14 protein-coding genes and 1 riboswitch are annotated in these 21,244 nt (G+C 32.7%); of the genes, 11 read left to right on the top strand and 3 right to left on the bottom strand.

Annotation, left to right across the window (positions count from 1 at the left end):
• Nucleotides 1–81 precede the first annotated feature (81 nt).
• From OLM52_RS09460 to OLM52_RS09445, 4 genes are read left to right on the top strand one after another with little or no spacing between them, the layout of a single operon-like run.
• The gene (locus tag OLM52_RS09460) at nucleotides 82–2,343 is read left to right on the top strand and encodes a glycoside hydrolase family 20 protein (RefSeq protein ID WP_264548271.1); all 2,262 of its coding nucleotides are present in this window, start codon (nucleotides 82–84) and stop codon (nucleotides 2,341–2,343) included.
• Nucleotides 2,343–3,341 (top strand): isoaspartyl peptidase/L-asparaginase, encoded by a 999-nt coding sequence (locus OLM52_RS09455; protein WP_264548270.1) that lies wholly within the window; start codon nucleotides 2,343–2,345, stop codon nucleotides 3,339–3,341. Before OLM52_RS09460 ends, OLM52_RS09455 begins: the two co-directional genes overlap by 1 nt.
• Nucleotides 3,341–4,012: a copper homeostasis protein CutC gene (locus OLM52_RS09450; RefSeq protein ID WP_264548269.1), complete on the top strand. Its 672-nt coding sequence runs from the start codon at nucleotides 3,341–3,343 to the stop codon at nucleotides 4,010–4,012. Before OLM52_RS09455 ends, OLM52_RS09450 begins: the two co-directional genes overlap by 1 nt.
• A 50-nt stretch (nucleotides 4,013–4,062) precedes the next feature.
• Nucleotides 4,063–6,537 (top strand): beta-mannosidase, encoded by a 2,475-nt coding sequence (locus tag OLM52_RS09445; RefSeq protein ID WP_264548268.1) that lies wholly within the window; start codon nucleotides 4,063–4,065, stop codon nucleotides 6,535–6,537.
• 123 nt (nucleotides 6,538–6,660) lie between these two features.
• Here OLM52_RS09445 and OLM52_RS09440 read toward each other — a convergent pair whose 3' ends face one another.
• Complete coding sequence (locus tag OLM52_RS09440) at nucleotides 6,661–7,275, bottom strand: deoxynucleoside kinase (protein ID WP_264548267.1); 615 nt, start codon at nucleotides 7,273–7,275, stop codon at nucleotides 6,661–6,663.
• Nucleotides 7,275–8,072 (bottom strand): hypothetical protein, encoded by a 798-nt coding sequence (locus OLM52_RS09435; protein ID WP_264548266.1) that lies wholly within the window; start codon nucleotides 8,070–8,072, stop codon nucleotides 7,275–7,277. Before OLM52_RS09435 ends, OLM52_RS09440 begins: the two co-directional genes overlap by 1 nt.
• A 121-nt stretch (nucleotides 8,073–8,193) precedes the next feature.
• Here OLM52_RS09435 and OLM52_RS09430 point away from each other — a divergent pair, with 121 nt between their 5' ends.
• Nucleotides 8,194–9,096: a GLPGLI family protein gene (locus OLM52_RS09430; RefSeq protein ID WP_264548265.1), complete on the top strand. Its 903-nt coding sequence runs from the start codon at nucleotides 8,194–8,196 to the stop codon at nucleotides 9,094–9,096.
• A gap of 15 nt (nucleotides 9,097–9,111) precedes the next feature.
• A complete protein-coding gene (locus OLM52_RS09425) occupies nucleotides 9,112–11,844 on the top strand; it encodes a carboxypeptidase-like regulatory domain-containing protein (protein ID WP_264548264.1) in 2,733 nt (910 codons plus the stop codon).
• Between the two features lie 69 nt (nucleotides 11,845–11,913).
• Here OLM52_RS09425 and metK read toward each other — a convergent pair whose 3' ends face one another.
• The gene (gene metK / locus OLM52_RS09420) at nucleotides 11,914–13,164 is read right to left on the bottom strand and encodes a methionine adenosyltransferase (RefSeq protein WP_264548263.1); all 1,251 of its coding nucleotides are present in this window, start codon (nucleotides 13,162–13,164) and stop codon (nucleotides 11,914–11,916) included.
• A gap of 281 nt (nucleotides 13,165–13,445) precedes the next feature.
• On the opposite strand from metK, the gene OLM52_RS09415 reads away from it, so the two are divergent.
• The 5 genes from OLM52_RS09415 to OLM52_RS09395 all read left to right on the top strand — a co-directional run bounded on the left by OLM52_RS09415 (nucleotide 13,446) and on the right by OLM52_RS09395 (nucleotide 20,915).
• Nucleotides 13,446–14,336 (top strand): T9SS-dependent choice-of-anchor J family protein, encoded by an 891-nt coding sequence (locus tag OLM52_RS09415; protein ID WP_264548262.1) that lies wholly within the window; start codon nucleotides 13,446–13,448, stop codon nucleotides 14,334–14,336.
• A 458-nt stretch (nucleotides 14,337–14,794) separates the two neighbouring features.
• Nucleotides 14,795–16,087, top strand: a complete 1,293-nt coding sequence (locus OLM52_RS09410; protein ID WP_264548261.1) for an O-acetylhomoserine aminocarboxypropyltransferase/cysteine synthase family protein — start codon at nucleotides 14,795–14,797, stop codon at nucleotides 16,085–16,087.
• Between the two features lie 64 nt (nucleotides 16,088–16,151).
• Nucleotides 16,152–17,117, top strand: a complete 966-nt coding sequence (locus OLM52_RS09405; RefSeq protein ID WP_264548260.1) for an alpha/beta fold hydrolase — start codon at nucleotides 16,152–16,154, stop codon at nucleotides 17,115–17,117.
• Nucleotides 17,118–17,212: 95 nt separating this feature from the next.
• Nucleotides 17,213–19,627, top strand: coding sequence for a bifunctional aspartate kinase/homoserine dehydrogenase I (thrA, locus tag OLM52_RS09400; RefSeq protein WP_264548259.1), 2,415 nt, complete (start codon nucleotides 17,213–17,215; stop codon nucleotides 19,625–19,627).
• A 115-nt stretch (nucleotides 19,628–19,742) separates the two neighbouring features.
• Nucleotides 19,743–20,915, top strand: a complete 1,173-nt coding sequence (locus tag OLM52_RS09395; protein WP_264548258.1) for a trans-sulfuration enzyme family protein — start codon at nucleotides 19,743–19,745, stop codon at nucleotides 20,913–20,915.
• Between the two features lie 152 nt (nucleotides 20,916–21,067).
• A riboswitch (SAM riboswitch) is annotated at nucleotides 21,068–21,173 on the top strand.
• Nucleotides 21,174–21,244 lie beyond the last annotated feature (71 nt).

The raw sequence follows: 21,244 nt of genomic DNA, 5'->3' as shown, positions 1-21,244 counted from the left end.
TCTTTTTCTATACAAATAATGAAAACCGCACAGCAATGTGCGGTTTTTTTATTTAATTTTAGCGAAACAAACACAACTCCAATGAAATATAAAATACTGACTTTGTTGTTGCTCTTTTCTGTAATTTGCATTGCACAACAAACTCTTAACTTAATTCCGAAGCCACAAAACATTGAACATTATTCCGGTTCTTTTGTTTTGAACTCGAAAACGGTGATTCAAGCCGATAAAAATTCTTTCGAAGCTGAATATTTGCAACAAATCATAAAGCAACAATTAGGATTAAATTTAGAAATTACAACTTCGTCTAAAGCAAAGTCTAAAATTATTTTTGTAACTAAAATTATCGAAGAAAAAAAGACTTTCAAAGAATGGTATAATTTATCAATTTCAAACAATGAAATAGTTATAAAAGCAACTGAAAATCAAGGAATTTTCTACGGTATTCAAACATTAATTCAATTACTTCCATTAGAGAAATCATTCGAAATAAAAATACCTTGTTCGAATATAACTGATGAACCCAAATTCCAATGGCGCGGTATGCATTTAGATGTTTCTCGTCATTTCTTTCCAAAAGATTTTATCAAAAAATATATTGATTATTTAGCGTTATATAAAATGAATACCTTTCATTGGCATTTAACCGATGATCAAGGTTGGCGCATCGAAATTAAAAAATATCCAAAATTAACCGATGTTGGTGCCTGGCGAAACGGTTCTATGATTGGACATTACACCGACCAAACTTTCGATGATATTCGTTATGGCGGATTTTATACGCAAGAAGAAATCAAAGAGATTGTAGCTTACGCCAAAGAACGCCACATCACCATTGTTCCTGAAATCGAAATGCCTGGTCATGCTTTAGCAGCCTTAGCTTCTTATCCTGAATTTTCTTGCACTGGCGGACCTTTTGAAGTGGGAAAAACTTGGGGTGTTTTAGAAGATGTTTTTTGCCCTAAAGATGAAACTTTTACGTTTTTAGAAAATGTTTTAACAGAAGTAATTGATTTATTCCCTTCCGAATATATTCACATTGGTGGTGATGAATCTCCAAAAGTCCGTTGGAAAAGTTGTCCGCATTGTCAAAAAAGAATCAAAGAGGAACATCTAAAAGACGAACACGAATTGCAAAGTTATTTCATCCAAAGAATCGAAAAATTTGTCAACAGTAAAGGTCGAAAAATAATCGGTTGGGATGAAATTTTAGAAGGCGGATTAGCACCAAACGCAGCCGTAATGAGTTGGCGCGGCACCGAAGGCGGAATTGCAGCAGCAAAGCAAAAACATTTCGTAGTGATGTCACCAGGTTCACATTGTTATTTTGATCATTATCAAGGTGAGCCCAAAAACGAACCGATTGCTTTTGGAGGTTATACAAATGTGGAAAAAGTGTATTCATTCAATCCAATTCCAAAAGAACTTTCAGCAGAAGAATCGAAATATATTCTTGGTGCTCAAGCCAATCTTTGGACAGAATATATCAATACGCCAGAACACGTTGAATATATGGTTTTTCCAAGAATAGCAGCACTTTCTGAAGTGCTATGGGGAACTTCTGATCCAAATAATTACAAAGAATTTGAAAAAAGATTGATTCAACATTTTGAAATGTATGAGAAAAAAGAAATCAATTACAGCAAAGCCATTTTTGAAGTAACTTCAAAAGTAAATCCAGCTGAAAACGGAATAGCATTCGAATTAAAATCTGTCAATCCAAACGGAATCAAATATACAACTGATGGCTCGGAACCGAATGTAAATTCTATTTCTTACGAAGCACCAATTCTAGTTACAAAAAATAAAACCATTAAGGCAGCATATTTCGAAAATGGAAAAGCCAAAAGCGCCACTATCGAACAACCGTTTTTCATCACAAAATCAACAGGCAAAAAGATAGAATTGGTGCATCAACCGCATGAAAATTACGGAATTGGTGGTTCTTTTACTTTGGTAGATGGAATGAAAGGAAATACTTCAAAATTTGGGAGAGATTGGTTAGGCTTCTGGGGAAAAAATATGAATGCCACAATCGATTTAGGGAAATCAGAAACGATTTCAAAAATCAGTATCAACACACTTTCATCAGAAGGAAGTTGGATTTATTTTCCAAAAAGCATCGAAATTTTAGTTTCAAAAGAGGGTAAAAATTACATTCCAATTACAATAGTTACTTCTAAAGAAATTTATGAAAATAAAGGAAAAATCGTAGTTGAATTTGACAAACAAAATGTTCAATTTATAAAAATTATTGCAGAAAACAACGGAATCATAGCAGATGGAAAACCAGGTGCAGGTTCTAACAGTTGGTTATTTGTAGACGAAATAAGTGTAGAATAATGACAAACAGAAGAAATTTTTTAAAAACAACCGCATTAGCAACAGCTGGCGTAGCATTTCAGGCTTTCAATGGAAAATCTGATGAAACTGAAATGGATATTAATTTAGGAAAAGTAAATAAACCAATTGTGCTTTCTACATGGAATTTCGGTTTGCAAGCCAATGAAGCCGCTTGGGAAATTCTAAAAAATAAAGGTCGCGCTTTGGATGCTGTAGAAGCTGGTGTGAAAATTCCAGAAGGCGATGTAAATGAAAGAAGTGTGGGTTACGGCGGTCGTCCAGATAGAGATGGTCACGTAACATTAGACGCTTGTATTATGGATGAATTTTCGAATATTGGTTCGGTAGCTTGTTTGGAACACATTAAACATCCTATTTCTGTAGCAAGAATGGTCATGGAAAAAACGCCTCATGTGATGTTGGTAGGTGAAGGCGCTTTGCAGTTTGCAATTGCACAAGGATTCAAAAAAGAAAATTTGTTAGTTGAAGCTTCCGAAAAAGAATGGAAGGAATGGCTAAAAACCAGTGAATATTTACCAAAAGCAAACATCGAAAATCACGACACTATAGGAATGATTGCTTTGGATACACACGGCAATTTATCGGGTGCGTGTACTACAAGCGGTATGGCGTTTAAAATGCATGGTAGAGTTGGCGATTCCCCAATTATCGGTGCAGGTTTGTATGTGGATAATGAAATTGGAGCAGCAACCGCAACAGGCCACGGAGAAGAAGTAATCCGAATAACGGGTTGTCATTTAGTAGTAGAATTAATGCGTCAAGGGAAATCGCCACAAAAGGCTTGTGAAGAAGCGGTGATGCGAATTGTAAAACTGACTCAAAATCGAGGAAAAAACCTAAAAGACATTCAAGTTGGATTCATCGCTTTGAATAAAAAAGGTGAATATGGTTCGTATTGTGTGCAAGGTGGCTTCAATTATGCCGTTCACGATGCAACCGGAAATAAATTAATCGATGCGAATTACTTTTTGAAATAATGAAAAAAATAGAAATCGCTTGTTTTAACATTGAATCTGCTTTAATCGCTCAAAAAGCTGGAGCCGATAGAGTGGAATTATGTGCTGATATGTCGGTTGGTGGTACAACTCCAACAATAGAAATAATCCAACAAGTTCGCGAGCATTTGACCATCGATTTATATGTAATGATTCGCCCAAGAGGAGGAAATTTTGTTTACTCAGAAGCAGAATTTGAACAGATGAAATCAGAAATTGAGACCATCAAAAAACTTGGAGTTAACGGATTTGTTTTTGGAATTTTGAATGAAGATAAAACAATTAATATCGAACAAAATAAAGCTTTAGTAGAATTTGCAAAACCATTTCCTTGTACGTTTCATCGTGCTTTTGATGCCGTTTTAAATGTTGAAAAAGCATTGGAAGATGTTATTTCGTGTGGATTTTCAACGATTCTAACTTCTGGTACTTTTCCAAATGTCATAGAAGGAAAAGAAGTGTTGAAACAATTGGTCAATCAAGCAAATAATCGCATCAAAATTATGCCTGGTGGTGGATTACGTTCAATTAATATTTCTGAATTAAATGAAACGGTAAAAGCCAATTGGTATCATTCATCTGCAATTACAGATGGAAGTGAAATTGCTAATCCGGAAGAAATCATCCAACTAAAGAATAAACTTCAATCTTAAATGAACTTCTTTAATTTTACGATTTCACTCTCAAAATTTATATGACTTTTATGTTTAAAAAAATATTCTTGTTTTTGATTCTAATTTGCTGTTCGGTTTCAGCACAGACTTCTTATCGTAATTTGTCAAATGAAAAATGGACTTTCAATAAGCAAAATGAATCTAAAAAACACAAGGCATCTATACCTGGAACCGTTCATACCGATTTGTTTCAAAACCAATTAATTCCTGATCCTTTTTTTGGAACTAATGAAAAAGAATTGCAATGGATTGAAAATGAGAATTGGGAATACGAAACACATTTTACACTATCAGAATCGGAACTAAAAAATCAAAATATCGATTTGGAATTTGAGGGTTTGGACACGTATGCAACCGTTTTGTTGAACGGAAAAGTAGTTTTAGAAGCCAATAATATGTTCCGAAAATGGACCATTTCAGCCAAATCAAATTTAAAAATTGGATCCAATCATTTAAAAGTTGTTTTTCATTCGACAGTTCAAAAAGGGAAAGAAGCAGCAGCAAAATTATCTTATACGTTACCCGAAAAAGAACGTGTTTTTGTACGAAAAGCGCAATATCAATTCGGTTGGGATTGGGGACCACGATTTGTAACGGCAGGAATTTGGAAAAAAGTCCAATTGAAATTTTGGAATTCGGCTAAAATCGAAAACATAAAATTCAGTCAAGTTGAATTGAATGACAAAAAAGCGATTTTAGAATTCACAACCGAAATTTACGTTTCCAAAGCAAAAACGATTCAGCTAAAAATCAATGATAAATCGGAAACCTTCAATCTTAAAAAAGGAAAGAACAAAATCATAATGTTCTATGAAATTGCGAATCCAAAATTGTGGTGGTGTAATGGTTTAGGTGAAGCAAATTTATATCCTTTTACTATCGAAGTCCAACAGAAAAAGCAATTTTTGGATGCAAAAAAAATAAATATTGGTTTACGAACTATCGAATTAATTCAGGAAAATGACCAACATGGTAAAAGTTTTTATTTCAAATTAAACGGGAAATCGGTTTTCATGAAAGGTGCTAATGTGGTTCCGCCAGATAGTTTTTTACCACGCGTTTCTGATTCCACATATTTTTCTTTAGTTAAAAATGCCAAAAAAGCGAACATGAACATGCTTCGTGTTTGGGGTGGCGGCGTTTATTTTGATGATGCGTTTTATGAAGCTTGTGATGCCAACGGAATTTTAGTGTGGCAAGATTTTATGTTTGCTTGTTCGATGTATCCAGGCGATGAAAAATTTGTGCAAAACGTAAAACAGGAAGTAATTGATAACGTGAATCGGTTACAAAATCATCCAAGTATTGCCATTTGGTGTGGCAATAATGAAAACGACGAAGGTTGGCACAATTGGGGTTGGCAAAAACAATTTAACTATTCAAAAGCCGATTCGACTCAAATTTGGAACGATTACAAAAAAGTATTTCATGAAATGATTCCGCAGACTTTAGATAGTTTACTTCCGAAAGAAAAAAATATTTATTGGTCTTCATCACCATCCATTGGTTGGGGAAGAAAAGAAAGTTTGTTGCAAGGCGATTCGCACTATTGGGGCGTTTGGTGGGGAAAAGAACCATTTGAAATTTATGAGAAAAAAGTAGGGCGTTTTATGAGCGAATATGGTTTTCAAGGTATGCCCAATTTGGAAACGTTGCGAAAAGTAATGCGAAAAGAAGATTTAAATTTTACTTCCGAAGCTTTCAAAAATCATCAAAAACACCCAACAGGTTATGAAACTATAAACGAATATATGGAGCGCGATTATGTGGTGCCAAAAGATTTTGAAAATTATCTTTATGTTTCGCAACTGTTGCAAGCTCGTGGAATGAAAATCGCCATTGAAGCCCACCGAAGAGCCAAACCCTATTGCATGGGAACACTATATTGGCAATTCAATGATTGTTGGCCTGTAACGTCTTGGAGTTCGTTAGATTATTATGGAAATTGGAAAGCGTTTCATTATCAGGCGAAGCGAAGTTTTGAAAACATACTTTTATCTTTTGAAATGACTGTTAATAAAAGTAATAAATATTTTGTTATTAATGATGGTTTACAAAATTATGCAGGAGAATTAAAAGCGGAAGTTAGAAATTTTAAGGGTCAACTTTTATGGAATGATGTAACGTATTGTAAAGCTGATTCCAAATCAATAAACATTGCAATAACTTATCCATTTATTCCTTTAGATAAAATAGATAAACAAAATTCATATTTAAAATTAGAATTTATTTCAGATGATAATCATTTTGAAAGTATTTTCTTTTTTGAAAAACCTAAAGATTTAAAATTATCAAAGCCAAATATTCAAATCAAAACTATTGATGAAGTAACCATTGAAATTTTTTCTGATGTTTTAGCTAAGGATGTTTTTTTGTCTTCTGAAAATGAAGTGTTTTTTGATGACAATTATTTTGATTTATTACCAAATGAAAAACGAGTTATCAAATTGTCAAAGCCAGTTCAAAATATAAAAGTGAAATCGTTGTTTGATACAATAAATTAAAAAATTAGTTCTGTCAAGTTGAACTTATTTCAGCTTCTAAAGTTGCGTTTTGAGATTCTGAAATAAGTTCAGAATGACAAATTTATAATAAAAAAAACGCCTCAATTGAGGCGTTTGATATTTCTAAAATAATCCGTTTAATTCGGCATCAATTCGGTTGATGATGTTTCCTAAATCTTCTGGATTGTTAACAAAATCAATATTGTCCACATCAATAATTACTAATTTACCTTTGTCGTAGGTTTGAATCCAAGCTTCGTATCTTTCGTTCAAACGACTTAAATAATCAATTGAAATCGAGTTTTCATAATCTCTTCCTCTTTTGTGAATTTGACTTACTAAATTCGGAATTGAACTTCTTAAATAAATCAACAAATCTGGGGCACCTACTAAGCCTTCCATCAGTTCAAAAAGTGATGTATAATTATTGTAATCTCTATTTGCCATTAATCCCATAGCATGAAGATTGGGTGCAAAAATATGAGCATCTTCATAAATTGTACGGTCTTGAATAATGTTTTTACCACTTTCGCGAATTTGCAACACTTGACGAAAACGACTGTTCAAAAAGTAAATTTGAAGATTAAAACTCCAACGTTCCATTTGGTGGTAAAAATCATCTAAATACGGATTGTCAACTACATCTTCAAAGTGCGGTTCCCATTTAAAATGTTTGGCTAATAGTTTCGTTAATGTTGTTTTTCCTGCTCCGATGTTTCCTGCGACTGCTATGTGCATTATGGTAAAATTATTTTATAATTAGTAATTTCATTTTGCGTAAAAATAGCTAAAATTCCATCCGCAAAGAAAAAATTAGTAACGAAATTTTCAGCAATTTTAATTTTTGTACTTCTGTTATTGGCGATTTCATAATATAGCAATTGATTGTCATTTGTATACAAGGCAATTTCATTGTTAATTAATTGAATGGTATCAAATTCTGGAAAACGATCAAATGTTTCAATAGTGCCATAAATAGATATGGAATGAAATTTGTTTTTATCATTCAGCCAGTAAAAATGGGTGTAATTCGAATGGTAATGTTTTATCGGATGTTCTAATGTAGTTGAAATCCATTTAAAGCTATCGTTAGTTAAATTATACAATCCAATTTTTGACGAAATAGCATCAAAAAACCACAACTGGTTTTGCGAAGATAAAGCGATTGCATCAATATTTACAGCTTCTGAAAGTAAATTAAAATCAATTTTTTTGGTTTCGTTTAATTGATTGTCTAGTAAAATTGCAGTATTGAAATCGTTATAAAAAACTACAATTTGCAACGGATTTTGAAAATCTACACGAGTAATTTTACCTAAACTCACATTTTTATATTGATAATTGATAAGTTCGTGCTGTTTAGATAACACATTGTCTTTTATTGAATACAGATTTTGTTGGTTATCAAATCCTAAAAAAGTTTCTGTTAACAATGTCGTATTGTCTATTTTTTCAGCATATACGCTTTCTTGCGAAAAAGTAATTTCACACATCAAGAAAAATAAAAAAAACAGAAAACATTTTTTTTGAAACATTCTTTAAACTTATTTGAATTTTAAAGGTCTAATATACTACTTTAACAGAATATTAGTAGATAAATTGTGTAACAAATTGCACTTTTGAAAGTCTAAACAATATCTAATCTATTCAAAAACAATGAAAAAAATAATTATTGCTTCAATATTAATGATAGCTGGGTTTGTACAAGCTCAGAATTTTCAAGGAATGGCAGTTTATGAATCTAAAACAAGTACAGCTGAATTTGCAAAAGGAATTAGTGGGAATAAAGAAATTACACCCGAAATGCAAAAGCAAATTGAAGAGCGAATGAAAAAAATGTTTGAAAAAACTTTTATTTTAAATTTTGATAAATCAGCTTCTATTTATAAAGAAGAAGAAAAATTAGATGCACCAGGAGAACAAGGCGGAAGAAGAATGATGGCCTCGATGATGGGCGGTGGTGGAACACATTATAAAAATGTAAAAGACAAACAATTTATTGTAGATAGAGAATTTTTTGGAAAAGAATTTTTAATTAAAGATTCGTTGCCAAAATACGATTGGAAAATGGAAGGGGAATCAAAGCAAATTGGGAATTATACTTGTTTTAAAGCTACTGCAGTTGTAAAAGTAAATGAATCAGATTTTAGAAATTTTAGATTTAGAAATCGCGATAAAAAAGAAACTGAAGCTAAAACAGAAACCGTAAAAGATACTACCAAAGCAAATAAAACCAATTTTACCGAAGACTGGGAAATGCCAAAAGAAAATACCATTACTGCATGGTATTGTCCAGAAATCCCTGTAAATCAAGGGCCGGAAAATTATTGGGGTTTACCTGGGTTAATTTTAGAAGTTAATGATGGAAAAACGGTTATGTTGTGTACAAAAATTGTTATGAATACTAAAGATAAAGTTGAAATTAAACCCGTAACTAAAGGAAAAGAAGTTACTCAAACAGAATACAACGATATTGTAAAGAAAAAAATGGAGGAAATGCAAGAGATGAATTCTGGGCCCGGAGGTCAACAACGTGGTGGATTTAGAATGAGTAGATAATCTTTACAATACAATATGAAAAAAATAATATTATTACTTTTAATGGCACTTTCTACAAGTGCCTTTTCTCAAAATATCCGTTTTGAAGGTACTGTTAAAGATACTACAGGTGTTGGTTTAGATATGGCTAATATTATGGCGATAAATCAGCAAACAAAAGCAATGGATGCTTATGCAATCACCAACGAAGCTGGAAAATTTATATTGAATTTAAAAGCGAATACGGCATATACCATTAAAGCAAGTTATATTGGTTTCCAATCTTTTGAAAAAACAGTAAATACGACAGCTTCAAATATGAATTTCCCGATTACTTTAAAAGAAGGGACAGTGTTAAATGATGTCGAAGTAGTACATGAAATGCCTGTAACCATTTCGGGCGATACCATAATTTATAATTCAGATTCATTTACGAATGGAACCGAACGAAAATTAGAAGATGTACTAAAAAAATTGCCTGGTGTTGAAGTAAATAAAGATGGTGAAATTGAAATTGAAGGGAAAAAAGTGCAAAAAGTAATGGTCGAAGGAAAAGATTTTTTTGATGGCGACACCAAATTAGCTACTAAAAATATTCCAGCGGATGCATTAGATAAAATCCAAGTTTTACGAAATTACAACGAAGTTTCTAATCTTAAAGGATTGGAAAACAACGAAGAAAGTATTGCTTTGAATATTAAATTAAAAGAAGGTAAAAAGAATTTTTGGTTTGGAGACATGACCGCAGGAATTGGTGTTGGACATGAAGAAGAACGCTATATCATCAATCCAAAATTGTTTTATTACAATCCAAAATACAGTTTAAACATTATTGGAAATAAAAACAATATTGGCGAGTTACCATTAACAGCACAAGATTATTTTAAGTTCACGGGCGGATTTAAAAACATGATGCGCAAAGGTGGTTCTTCGTTTAATGTAACTTCAAATGATTTGGGTATATTAGGACTTCGTAATAATCAAGCCGCAAATATTGAGTCTACTTTTGGAGCTGCAAATTTTAGTTTTAATCCTACTAAAGCATGGACATTAAGTGGTTTTGGAATTTTATTGGGAAACAAAACGGAGATTGAAACTACAAACATTTCTAATCGTATCGACAATTTGCCAGATGGCACTTCGCAAACGATCACAGAAACACGTCAAGATTTTACCCGTCAGGACAGTAAGCAAGCGTTGTTGAAATTAAGTTCAAGTTATGTACCTTCCGAAAAAATGCATTTTGATTATGATGCTTTGGTAAAATTTTCTGACCAAAAAGAGAATTCAAGTGTGTTTTCTAATTTGCTTTCGGATATTTATACGAATAAAAAACAAAATCCTTTTTCGTTAAACCAAAACTTGAATTACTATTATACATTAAATGACAAACATGTTTTTGCGGCAGAATTTCAACATTTATTTCAAGAAGAAGACCCTTTTTATAATGCCAATTTAGAAACGCAACCTTTTGTTTTGTCTGGATATAATGGAACGCAGTTAAGAGATGATGTTAACCAAAGTCGTTTTGTGAAAACCAATAAATTAGACTCAAAATTTGATTATTATTATATGGTTACACCAAAAAGTAACATTAACTTGACTTTAGGAAACACCTATTCATATCAAAATTTCAATTCTTCGATTTTTCAAATATTAGATGATGGTTCGCAAAATAATTTGTCAGCTGTAGAAAATTCAAACGATGTAAATTATTCGTTTAATGATGTTTTTCTTGGGGTTCATTATAAGTTTTTGTTAGGAAAATTCACTTTCAACCCTGGATTCAGTGTGCATCAATACAATATGAATGACGAGCAATTAGGAACTTCAAACAAGCAATCGTTTAATAGGATTTTACCAGATGTTTATGCGCTTTGGCAAATTAAAAAATCGGAAACATTAACCTATAATTATTCATTATCAAATAATTTTACTGATATAAATAGATTAGCTCAAGGCTATGTGTTTTCTAATTATAACAGTTTATTTAGTGGTAATAGATTCTTAGAAAATTCTACTTCGCAAGTGCATTCTTTGCGTTATTTTAAGTATAACATGTTTAATTTTGAGAATATTTTTGCAAACATTTCATATTCCAAACAAGTGGATGCAATTAAGAATAAATCATTATTGACAGGAGTTAACCAAGTTTCTTCTGCAGTTAATATTAATTCTTCTTTTGCAGATGAATCGTTGTCAGGTAGTGGAAATTATGGTCGTTCATTCGCAAAATATTACAAAGCAAATATAAGAGCAAGTTTGAATTGGAATAAGTTTAACAACATTCGTGTTTATCCAGATTCTGATACGGATCCAAATAATAATCCAACAGAAATTCAAACTACAGAATCGTTTAATCAAAGTTATACTATTGGTTTTTCGACGAATTATAAAACAATTCCAAATCTGGGTTTATCCTATAATTATTCTATTAGCGACAATTTTTCTGATGTAATTTATACAGATAGTCCTTCGTTAACCTTAGAGTATTATTTCTTAGATGCTTTTTCGTTTACTTCTGAGTATAATTTTTATCACAATTACAACAAATCTAAAACCATTGATAGTGAGTATGATTTCTTAACGGCAAGTTTAATTTATCAGAAAAAAGACAGTAAATGGGAATGGAAATTATCAGGAACAAATTTATTAGATACAAAATCGTTAGATACTAATAGTTTTAGTCAATTGGGAGGAACTAGTAATTTTTCAAGTTATCGAGTGCAACCTAGATTTTTAATTTTAAGTTTGAAGTATAATTTATAGAGACTTGATTTGTAATAAAAAAGCCTGACTGTTTAAGTCAGGCTTTTTTGTTTTATAATGTAATGATAATTAAATCTTAAAAGCAGCTTTTACTTTGTCAACAAAATCTAATTTTTCCCAAGTAAACAATTCAACAGAAACAGTTTTTGTTAAACCACCTGGAGCAGAAAATGTTTTGGTTACGGTTTCTGGAGTTCTTCCCATGTGTCCGTATGCTGCAGTTTCGCTGTAGATTGGATTTCTAAGCTTTAAACGTTGTTCAATAAAGTACGGACGCATATCAAAAATGCTTTCTACTACTTTACTGATTTCTCCGTCGGTTAAGTTCACTTTTGCAGTTCCATAAGTGTTTACGTTGATTGATGTTGGCTCAGCAACTCCAATTGCATAAGAAACTTGTACTAAAATTTCGTCAGCTACACCAGCAGCAACTAAGTTTTTAGCAATATGACGTGTAGCATATGCAGCTGAGCGGTCTACTTTAGATGGATCTTTTCCTGAGAATGCACCACCACCATGCGCTCCTTTTCCTCCATAAGTATCTACAATAATTTTTCTTCCTGTTAAACCAGTATCGCCGTGAGGTCCTCCAATAACGAATTTTCCTGTTGGGTTAATGTGGTATTTAATGGCATCGTTAAATAAATGAGCATATTGCGGATTTTTAGCAATCACTCTCGGAATCAAAATTTCGATAATATCTTTTTTAATTTTTGCTAACATTGTTGGTTCGTCAGCAAAATCATCATGTTGTGTAGAAACCACAATAGCATCAATACGAACCGGTTTGTTGTCATCAGAATATTCTAAAGTAACTTGTGATTTTGCGTCTGGACGTAAGTAGGTGATTTCGTTGTTTTCTCTTCTTAAATCAGCTAAATCTTGTAATAATTGATGAGATAATTTTAATGCTAACGGCATGAATTCAGCAGTTTCATTTGTAGCGTAGCCAAACATCATTCCTTGGTCACCAGCACCTTGCTCTTCTTTACTTGCTCTGTCAACTCCTTGATTGATGTCAGCAGATTGCTCATGAATAGCTGATAAAACACCACATGAATTTGCTTCAAACATATATTCGCTTTTTGTGTAACCAATCTTTTTGATTACATCTCTTGCAATTGTTTGTACATCTAAATAAGTATTAGATTTTACTTCTCCAGCTAAAATCACCTGTCCTGTTGTAACTAATGTTTCACAAGCTACTTTTGACTCAGGGTCAAATGCTAAAAAGTTATCAATTAATGCGTCTGAAATTTGATCTGCAACTTTGTCAGGATGTCCTTCACTCACTGATTCTGACGTAAATAAATAAGCCATAATTAAAATTATTATAAATTAAGCGAGAAAAAAAAGATTGCAATTACGTAAAGGAGTAGGGAATACTGCTTTAGCATTTTTTTAATGAGGTTGCAATCAGTTCAAATTTTTCCTCTTTGTTTTCGTTTGCAAATGTATGAAATGAAATTGAATTCCAAATAGTTGTTCGCTTTTTTTTTAATATTGTGCTTTCGTCGGAATTATTGTATGTTTTATCGGGAATTTGTTTTTTAATTGTTTGTTATTCATAAATTTAAGGTTAAACTAAAAAAAACATAGATATGATTAAAAAATTACTTTCTTTAAGCTTTTTGTTAGTGTCACTAACATTTCAAGCACAAAATTTAATTAGTGAAGGTTTTGATACGTTTGCTAATTTAGCAGGATTAGGTTGGACAACTACTAATCAAAGTCTTCCATTAGGAGCTTCAACTTGGGCACAAGGTGGGGGAACTGCATTTACTACAGGGGGCCAAGCAGGAGGTACTACTTCATTTACATTGTGTAATTTTAATAGCACAACAGGGGCTGGAACAATTAGTAATTGGTTAATTACACCTACAATTAGCCTTCAAAATGGGGATGTAATTACTTTTTATTCTCGTGCAGGAGGAACAGGTACAGGAACAATTTATCCTGATAGATTAGAGATGAGATTAAATTCTACTGATGTTGCAGCGTCTGGAAATCCAGTAGGTGATGCTAGCGTTGGGGCTTTTACGACATTGGCGGTTTCTATAAACCCAACTTTAACTACTTCAGGTTATCCATTTACTTGGACACAATATTCTTACACTGTTAGTGGTTTAACAGGGGTTGTGCCTTGTAAAGTTGGATTCAGATATTTTGTTACAAATGGAGGACCAAGTGGTGCTAATTCGAATATTATAGGACTGGATACTTTTTCAGTTGATAGACCTTTAAGTTCTGATTCTTTTTTCAAAAATAATTTTTCATTTTATCCTAATCCAGTAAATAATGTATTAAATATTTCTGTTAAAAACGAAATGACTATCAATAATTTATCGATTACGGATTTAAACGGAAGAGTAGTCTCTTCAAGTTCTACAGCAATTAATTCTATTGATGTTTCAGATTTATCTTCTGGAGTTTATTTCATTTCGATTGAAACAAATGAAGGAAAAGGTACGGCTAAATTTGTGAAAAATTAGACTTATTTAACATAACTTATTATAGAAAAAGAGGCTTTTGCCTCTTTTTTTATTTATAATAGATTTTATTTTTGTAATATGTTATTTTTTTAGAATAAAAATCTATTTTAATTATTTAAAATAGCAAAATTTAGAAAAATAATCTATTTATTTTTTTATTGTAGAAAATAAATCTAATTTTGTCCCATCAAACTAAAAGAAATAGAAAATGAACTTTACAATGTGCAATATATGTATGATGATGTGGAACAATCCGCAGAGGAAGACTATTGCATAATTTTAAAAGTAAATTAATTCAATATAACCTCTGTCGAAAAGCAGAGGTTTTTTTATTTCTAAAAATCAACAAAATAATGAAAATAGCCATTTATAATCCAAGACGATGTTGTCGAATGTGTAACTGAATCAAACTCAGTAAAGACATTAAAAAATACAATAACATCAAAAAATAAAATATCATGAGTACACATAAATTTGCAACAAACGCACTACACGCAGGACACGACGTAACTAAAAATGGTGGAACAAGGGCAGTTCCAATTTACCAAACTACTTCCTACGTTTTCAAAAATTCAGATCATGCAGCCAATCTTTTCGGTTTAGCTGAAGCGGGTTTTATTTACACACGATTAAATAATCCAACAAACGATATCTTAGAACAACGTTTAGCCAAATTAGAAGGCGGAATTGGAGCTGTCGTAACCGCTTCAGGAACCGCAGCAATCTCTACTGCTTTGTTAACTTTATTAAAAGCAGGCGATCACATTGTAGCTTCTAACAGTTTATATGGCGGAACTTACAATTTATTAAACGTGACTTTGCCAAGATTAGGCATCACCACAACATTTGTAGATCCATCAAATCCAGAAAATTTCTTAAATGCAGCTCAAGAAAATACCCGAGTGTTCTTCGCCGAAAGTTTAGGAAATCCAAAATTAGATGTACTCGATTTAAAAGCCATTTCAAAAGCCGCACAAACCTACAAAGTGCCTTTTATTGTGGATAACACAGTGGTAACACCCTTTTTGCTGAACCCAATCGAACACGGAGCAAACATCGTTATTCACTCGTTAACCAAATACATCGGTGGAAACGGAACTTCTCTTGGAGGTGTTATCATCGATGCAGGAAATTTCGATTGGAGCAACGGAAAATTCCCAGAATTCACAGAACCTTCAGCAGGTTATCACGGATTGAAATATTATGAAGTTTTAGGTGCAGCTTCATTTATTGCAAAAGTTAGAATCGAAGGCTTACGCGATTTAGGAGCTGCTTTAAGTCCGTTCAATGCATTTCAAATTATTCAAGGTTTGGAAACTTTAGCAATTCGAATCAAAAAACACAGTGAGAATGCTTTAGAATTAGCGAAATGGTTACAAAAACGTTCTGAAGTGGCTTGGGTAAATTATCCTGGATTGATTTCCTCAAAATATTACAATTTAGCCCAGCAATACTTACCAGAAGGACAAAGTGGTATCGTAACTTTTGGATTAAAAGGCGGTTATGAAGCCGCTAAAAAAGTAGCTGATGACACTCAATTTTTCTCTTTATTGGCAAATATTGGCGATACAAAATCATTGATTATTCATCCTGCAAGTACAACGCACCAACAATTGTCAGAAGAACAACAAATTGCAACCGGAGTAACGAAAGATTTAATTCGTTTATCAGTTGGATTAGAAGATATTGAAGATTTGAAAGCCGATTTACAAAGTGTTTTCGAAAAATTGCCAGTTCAAAATTTAGTTTAGGTTTTTGTTTGTTTGAAGGCTGCCGATAGACCTACCTAAAGGCAGTCTTTTTTTTAAAAGAAAGATGAGTAAAATTCAAAAAATAGTGTTTCAAAATGTTCCATTGCAAAATGGAGTTGTGCAAGCAAAAGTGATTTTGTCCTATCAACTGTTCGGGCAACCTGTAGGTTCTGCACCTTTGGTGGTAGTGAATCATGCTTTAACTGGAAATTCGCAAGTTATTGGTGAAAACGGTTGGTGGCAATCGTTAATTGGCGATGATAAAATTATCGATACTAAAAAATATGCAGTTTTAGCTTTCAATATTCCCGGAAACGGCTATCAAGACAAAGAAAATTTGATTGAAAATTATCAAGATTTTACAAACCACGATATTGCTAATTTATTCTGGAAAGGAATCGATTCGTTTAAAGTGACTCAAATTTTTGCTGTTATTGGAGGAAGTTTAGGCGGTGCAATTGCTTGGGAAATGACGGTTATTCGACCAAAAGCAATTGCAAATCTGATTCCGGTAGCAACAAGTTGGAAAGCTTCTGATTGGTTGATTGGAAATGTATTAATTCAAGATTTGATTTTGAATAATTCCAAAAATCCAATTCACGATGCCAGAATTCACGCCATGTTATTGTATCGAACACCCGAATCTTTACAAGAAAAATTCCATGCTCAATTGCAAAATTTAGAAGGATTGTTTCAAGTGGAAAGTTGGTTGTTGCATCACGGAGAAAAATTGCAAAACCGTTTTCAACTTTCGGCTTACAAACTCATGAATCATTTATTGAAAACTACAGATATTTTTAAAAACAGAAATCAAGCAGAAGTCATAAAAAACATCACTTCTAACATTTATCTAATTAGTATGGATTCCGATTATTTTTTTACGGCAAACGAAATCAAAACCGCATTTTTGGAAATCAAAAACTACAAAAACAACGCATATTATCACGAAATCAAATCCATTCACGGACACGATGCTTTCTTGATAGAATTTGAACAACTAAACAACATACTTAAACCTATATTTAATTAAAAACACAATGAAATCGCTCACAAAGCTATTTGCGGAAGCAAAATCAAATAAAAAGCGATACCATTTGTTACCACTAAAAAATAAAATCTAAACAAATGAAAATATTAAAATTTGGAGGAAAATCATTAGCAAACGGAGAAGGATTGCAAAAAGTAATTCAAACGATTGCTCAAAAATATTTCAATAACGAACCTATAGCAGTGGTCGTTTCGGCAAGAGGAAACGCAACTGACGAATTAGTAATTTTACTAAAAAAAGCACAAGCCAACATCAGTTTTCAAGCAGATTTTGAACAATTCAAAAAATATCAATTAGAAAGCTTGACAGAAAATATCTTTGAAGAAGAATTTACCGTTTTGCAGAAATTATTAGAAGGTGTTTCGCTTTTAGGAGATTATAGCGAAAAAATCAAAGACCAAGTCATTGCGTATGGCGAAATTCTAGCTGCAAAATACGTGGCATATGTCTTGAACGAAAACAGCATCAAAGCACAATTTACAGATGCACGCCAATTGATAAAAACGGATATAAATTTTGGAAATGCACAGCCAATTGAAGCTGTTTCAAAGCGAAATGTCTTGGATTATTTCGAAAAAAACACAGATAAAGTTAATATTGTAACGGGATTTATTGGTTCGACATTACACAACGAAACCACAACTTTAGGAAGAAACGGTAGTAATTACACAGCTTCATTATTAGCAAATTATCTAAATGCCGAAGAATTTCAAAATTATACCCACGTTGATGGAATTTTTACTGCTAATCCAGATTTAGTTGCTGATGCAAAAAAAATCGAGCGTTTGTCATTTAACGAAGCGAATGAGTTGGCAAATTTTGGAGCACAAATTTTACATGCTAAAACTATCATTCCTTTGGTGGAAAAAAATATTCCGTTACGTATTTTAAATACCTTCAATCCCGAAAATGAAGGAACGTTAATCACTTCTGAACAAACCAATGAAGGGATCAAATCGCTTTCGGTTTTAACGAATGTTTCGCTGATTAATTTAGAAGGAAGAGGTTTGTTAGGAAAAACAGGTGTGGATGCACGAATTTTCCATGTGATGGCTGAAAACGACATCAGTGTAAGTATTATTTCGCAAGGTTCTTCAGAAAGAGGAATTGGTTTGGTCGTGAGTTCTGATAAGGCTTCCAAAGCGTTAGTTGGTTTAGAAAAAGAATTTGAAACCGATTTTTATACGAAAGATGTCAATAAAATTTCGGTAAACGATAACATTGCAGTGATTTCGATTATTGGTCAAGATTTAACCAATTTTCACAAATCATACACGGCATTAATTCGAAATAAAATCACGCCAATTTTGTTGAACAATACGGTTACCGGAAGAAATATCAGTTTGGTGATTAGTCAAGATGAATTCAAACGCGCTTTAAATGTTATTCACGGCGAAATTTTTGGTGTAGCCAAAAAAATCAACATCGCCATTTTTGGTCACGGAACGGTTGGAGGAACTTTGATTTCTCAAATTCTAGAATCGGCAAAAAACATTGAAAAGCGAAAAGGAATCAAGTTAAATGTATTTGCTATTGCAAATTCAAAGAAGGTGTTGTTGAATAAATTCGGAATTAGCGAAAACTGGAAAGCTACGTTAGAAGATAAAGGCCAAGATTATAAAGTTGAAGATATTATTGCTTACGCGAAAGAACATCATTTAGAAAACTTAATTGCAATAGATAATACGGCAAGTTCGACTTTCATTGAAAATTACATTTCGTTAGCCGAAAACAGTTTTGATTTGATTTCGTCAAACAAAGTGGCGAATACCGTGAGTATTGATTTCTATAAAAAACTACGAAAAGTGTTAAAAGAAAACCAAAAAGAATATTTGTACGAAACTAATGTTGGCGCTGGATTACCATTGATTGATACGATTAAATTACTGCATTTATCAGGTGAAAATATCACTAAGATTAAAGGTGTTTTCTCGGGAACATTGAGTTATTTATTCAATAATTTTTCGATAGATAACAAGAAATTCAGCGAAGTATTGCAAGAAGCCATCGATAAGGGTTTTACCGAACCTGATCCAAGAGAAGATTTAAACGGAAACGATGTTGGGCGAAAATTATTAATCTTAGCACGCGAATTAGATTTACAAAACGAATTTGAAGAAATCCAAATTAAAAACTTAATACCAGAAGCGTTGCGCGAAGGAAGTGCATCAGATTTCTTAAAACGTTTGTCAGAATTAGACGGAATTTATCAAAATATCAAAGACGCTCAAGGTCCAAATGAAGTTTTGCGTTATATCGGTGAATTATCAGGCGATTTGCAACAAGACAAGGGAAAATTGGAAGTGAAATTAATCTCTGTTCCAGCCAATTCTGCTTTAGGGTCATTAAAAGGTTCGGATTCTATTTTCGAAATTTATACAGAATCTTATGGAGAGCAACCTATCGTAATTCAGGGAGCTGGAGCTGGAGCTTCGGTAACCGCAAGAGGTGTTTTTGGCGATATTTTACGTTTATCCGAAAAAAAATTATAACCATCCAAACTCCAAAACCTGCAAGATGTAAAAGTCTTGTGGGTTTTACACTTAAATGAACTTAAACTATTCTATGTAAGTCAAGTTAAACTTATATGTTAAAAACAAACAAACAATGAGCAACCAAAAATTAGGATTAGAAACCCAAGCCATCAGAATCCAATTAGAACGTACACAATATTTAGAACACTCCGTTCCACTATATTTAACCTCTAGTTTTATTTTTGAAGATGCGGAAGATATGCGCGCTTCATTTGCGGAGGAAAAGGAAAGAAATATTTATAGCCGATTTTCCAATCCCAATACATCAGAATTTGTTGAAAAAATTTGTCAAATGGAAGGTGCAGAAGACGGTTACGCTTTTGCAACAGGAATGGCAGCGGTGTATTCTACTTTTGCGGCTTTATTAAATTCGGGTGATCATATCGTTTCAGCAAGTAGTGTTTTTGGTTCAACACACACGTTGTTTACCAAATATTTTCCAAAATGGAACATCACAACTTCCTATTTCGATGTCAATCAACCTGAAACGATTGAAAATTTTATCCAACCGAATACCAAAATCCTTTACGCAGAATCGCCAACCAATCCAGCGGTTGATATTTTAGATTTAGAATTGTTAGGGCAACTTGCTAAAAAACACAATTTGATTTTAATTATCGATAATTGTTTTGCCACGCCCTACATTCAAAATCCTATTCAATTTGGAGCGGATTTAGTAATTCATTCTGCAACCAAATTAATCGATGGTCAAGGTCGTGTTTTAGGTGGAGTAACCGTTGGTCGCTCTGATTTAATTCGTGAAATTTATTTGTTTTCTCGCAATACCGGACCTGCTTTGTCGCCTTTTAATGCTTGGGTGTTGTCAAAAAGTTTAGAAACGTTGCCAGTTCGTATCGAAAAACATTGCGAAAACGCTTTAAAAGTTGCCGAATTTTTAGAAAACCATCCAAATGTAGCTTCGGTGAAATATCCATTTTTGAAATCGCATCCACAATATGAAGTCGCTAAAAAGCAAATGAAATTAGGCGGAAATATTGTAGCGTTTGAAATTAAAGGAGGAATTGAATCAGGTAGAAAATTCTTAGATAAAATCAAATTATGTTCCTTGTCTGCAAATTTAGGTGACACGCGTTCGATTGTGACACATCCAGCTTCTACAACTCATAGTAAGCTAACTGAAGAAGAACGATTAGCAGTAAGTATAACCGACGGCTTGGTTCGTGTTTCTGTTGGTTTGGAAACGGTTCAAGATGTAATTAATGATTTGAAACAGGCGTTAGAATAAAGCTTTTTGAAAAATTATTTAGATTTTTATTCTTAATTTATATTTTAAAATAGATTATAAATCTACAAAATATGTATAATTAATGAATTTATAGAAAATATTTCTTAATTTCAATTTTGTTACTACATTTGCAGTGTTCATAAATATACTGTTTGTTATCACGAAAGCTGGAGGGAATAGACCCATTGAAAGCTTAGCAACCCTACTCTTGTAGAAGGTGCTACATTCTATTTCGATTTTATCGGAAAAAGATAACTCAAAGAAATCTCTCCACTTTTCTGCGATAACATAACATAGAATTAAATCAAAACCTACAAAGGTTACTAAGT

The sequence above is a fragment of the Flavobacterium sp. N2820 genome, assembly GCF_025947285.1.
In the GTDB taxonomy this organism is placed as follows: Bacteria; Bacteroidota; Bacteroidia; order Flavobacteriales; family Flavobacteriaceae; genus Flavobacterium.
This window is presented reverse-complemented; position numbering and strand designations above follow the sequence as displayed.